2 protein-coding genes are annotated in these 2,601 nt (G+C 27.5%); both read left to right on the top strand.

The annotated features are described in order from the left end of the window. The coding region (locus tag J7M77_RS14820; protein WP_296879962.1) for a class I SAM-dependent methyltransferase at nucleotides 1-586 on the top strand (586 nt) is incomplete at its 5' end. A 519-nt stretch (nucleotides 587-1,105) separates the two neighbouring features. Then, nucleotides 1,106-2,601 (top strand): AAA family ATPase (locus J7M77_RS14815; RefSeq protein WP_296879961.1); only part of this gene is annotated, 1,496 nt, incomplete at its 3' end.

Genomic DNA, 2,601 nt, shown 5'->3' with positions numbered 1-2,601 from the left:
TATCCAAACGATCAATCTTATCAAAATATATTTAAATAAGCCGATAACTTGGCTTGATATTGGTTGTGGAACGGGGAAGATGGCTGAAGTCGCTTTTAAAAATACTGAAATTGATCAATTTGTTTTTTGTGATAGTTCTAAAGAGATGATCGAAATCGTTAAAGAACGTTTTCAACGAAATAATTCTGCATTTATTACCAAATCTGTCTTCGATTTAAGTTATGAAAATCAGTTTGATGTTGTTACTTCAATATTAGTATTTCATGCTTTTACTTATGAAAATAGAATAAAAGCAATTAAAAAATGCTATCAAGCCTTAAAAAATGATGGAATATTTATAACTTTTGAAAACTTTGCCCCATTTACAAGTCAAGGAACAGAATTGTTTTTAAAACGGTGGCAGGCATATCAATTTAAACAAGGCAAAAGCTTAGAAGAATGTAATAAACATATAGCTCGATATAATCAAAATTATTTTCCAATTTCTATTTTTGAACATATAGAAATTATTAAACAATGTGGTTTTAAAGTAGTTGAAATATTTTGGCTATCTAATATGCAAGTTGGATTAATGGCAATAAAATAATTAATAAACATTAAGTTAAATTAAGTTATTTAATCGATCTTCTAATTTATAATAAAATTACGGAGGTCGTATTATGTTTAGAGTTGGAATTATTGTTTTAGGGTTACAAATCGTTCTTGTAAGTATTAAAGTATTATTAGTAGTTCGTAAAGGAAAGCGATATTTTATGATTGGTTAAAAACAAAGAAATTTGAAAAAGGTTTAAAATTTGGTCAATTAATGTTCTTTAACATTGATTGATCATTTTTAATTTATGAAGCTGTTTACTTTATAGCTAGTTATTTATCAAATATTTTTTACAAAAAAACAATCTATGATTATAAACAAGATAAAAAGTTTATAATAAAATGGATAAAATAGTAAGTTGCCATTTTACTATTTGTGCTTTTGGTTATTTAAGTTTTACTTTAAATATGAAAAAATAATTATTTATGAATAAGAAAAAGTAAGAGTTTATCAGCGTTAAATGATAATTTAATTTAAAAATGATATAATTATGTCATGAAAGAAGGTGATTTTATGGGAATCTATCTTAATCCTGATAATATTCAATTTTTAGAAGCGGACAATAAGGAAATATATGTCGATAAATCGTTACTCATTCAATATACAAATCAACTGATTAATACTGCCGATAATAAAATTTGTGTAACCAGGCCTAGACGTTTTGGTAAATCAACTGATGCCAATATGCTTGTTGCCTATTATTCTAAAGGCTGCGATTCGTCAGATATATTTAATCATTTAAAAATAAGCCAAACTGAACAATATAAAGTTCATCTAAACAAACATAATGTCTTTCATCTAAATATGCAGGATTTTTTAAGCCAAACTTGTAACATTGAACAAATGATTCAGCTTATCAATGATTCTCTTGTTTGGGATTTGCTTTTACAATATCAAGATTTAATGTATTTTGATAAAACAAAATTAATAAGGGTTTTAAGTGATATATGTAGTCAAACACGGGAGAAATTTATCTTTATCATAGATGAATGGGATTGTATTTTTAGAGAGTATAAAAATGATAAAGAAGCCCAAAAAAATTATCTTGATTTTTTAAGAAACTTATTAAAAGATAAGCCTTATGTTGAAATGGCTTATATGACAGGCATTCTTCCTATCAAAAAGTATGGAACTCATAGTGCTTTAAACATGTTTGAAGAAATTTCGATGATTGATCCTGGTTTGTTGGCTGAATTTATGGGATTTACTGAAGACGAAGTAGAAAATCTTTGTTTGAAATATGATGTTAGCTATGACGAAATGAAAGAATGGTATGACGGCTATCATATCACAGATGCTTTATCAACATTTTCACCACGTTCTGTCGTTTCAGCTATCGTGCGCAAGCAATTTGGTAACTATTGGACATCTACAGAAACATATGAGGCATTACAGGTCTATATTGATATGAATTTTGATGGTCTTAAAGATGATATCGTTAAATTATTAGCTGGAGAAAACGTTCCTGTACAAACGTCATCATTTCAAAATGATATGACAACTTTAAAATCAAAAGATGATGTATTGACATTATTGATTCATCTTGGTTATTTAGGATACAGTTACTCAAATCAGGTATGCTACATTCCCAATAAAGAAGTAATTGATTCTTTTGTCAATTCCATTAGAAACTCTGATTGGAAAGAAACAACTAAAGCAGTATTGAACAGCCAAAAATTATTGGAAGCAACGTGGAATCAGGATGAAGAAATGGTCGCTAAATATATTGAAGAAGCTCATTTGGATACATCTATTTTAACTTATAACAATGAAAATGCTTTATCGTATACATTATCTATTGCCTATATATATGCCAGAAATCATTATACAATTATAAGAGAAATGCCAAGTGGCAAAGGATTTGCAGACATGGTTTTTATTCCATATCATGATAAACCTGCTATGATTATAGAACTTAAATGGAATGAAACAGTTGAAACAGCTTTAACCCAAATTAAAGAAAAGAAATATCCAAAATCACTGGAAAAATATCAAGATAATTTGTTGAT

The organism is Thomasclavelia sp. (genome assembly GCF_017889095.1).
Classification (GTDB): Bacteria; Bacillota_I; Bacilli_A; order Erysipelotrichales; family Coprobacillaceae; genus Thomasclavelia.
Note: the sequence above shows the minus strand (reverse complement) of the source record. Positions and strands in the feature narration are given on the sequence as shown.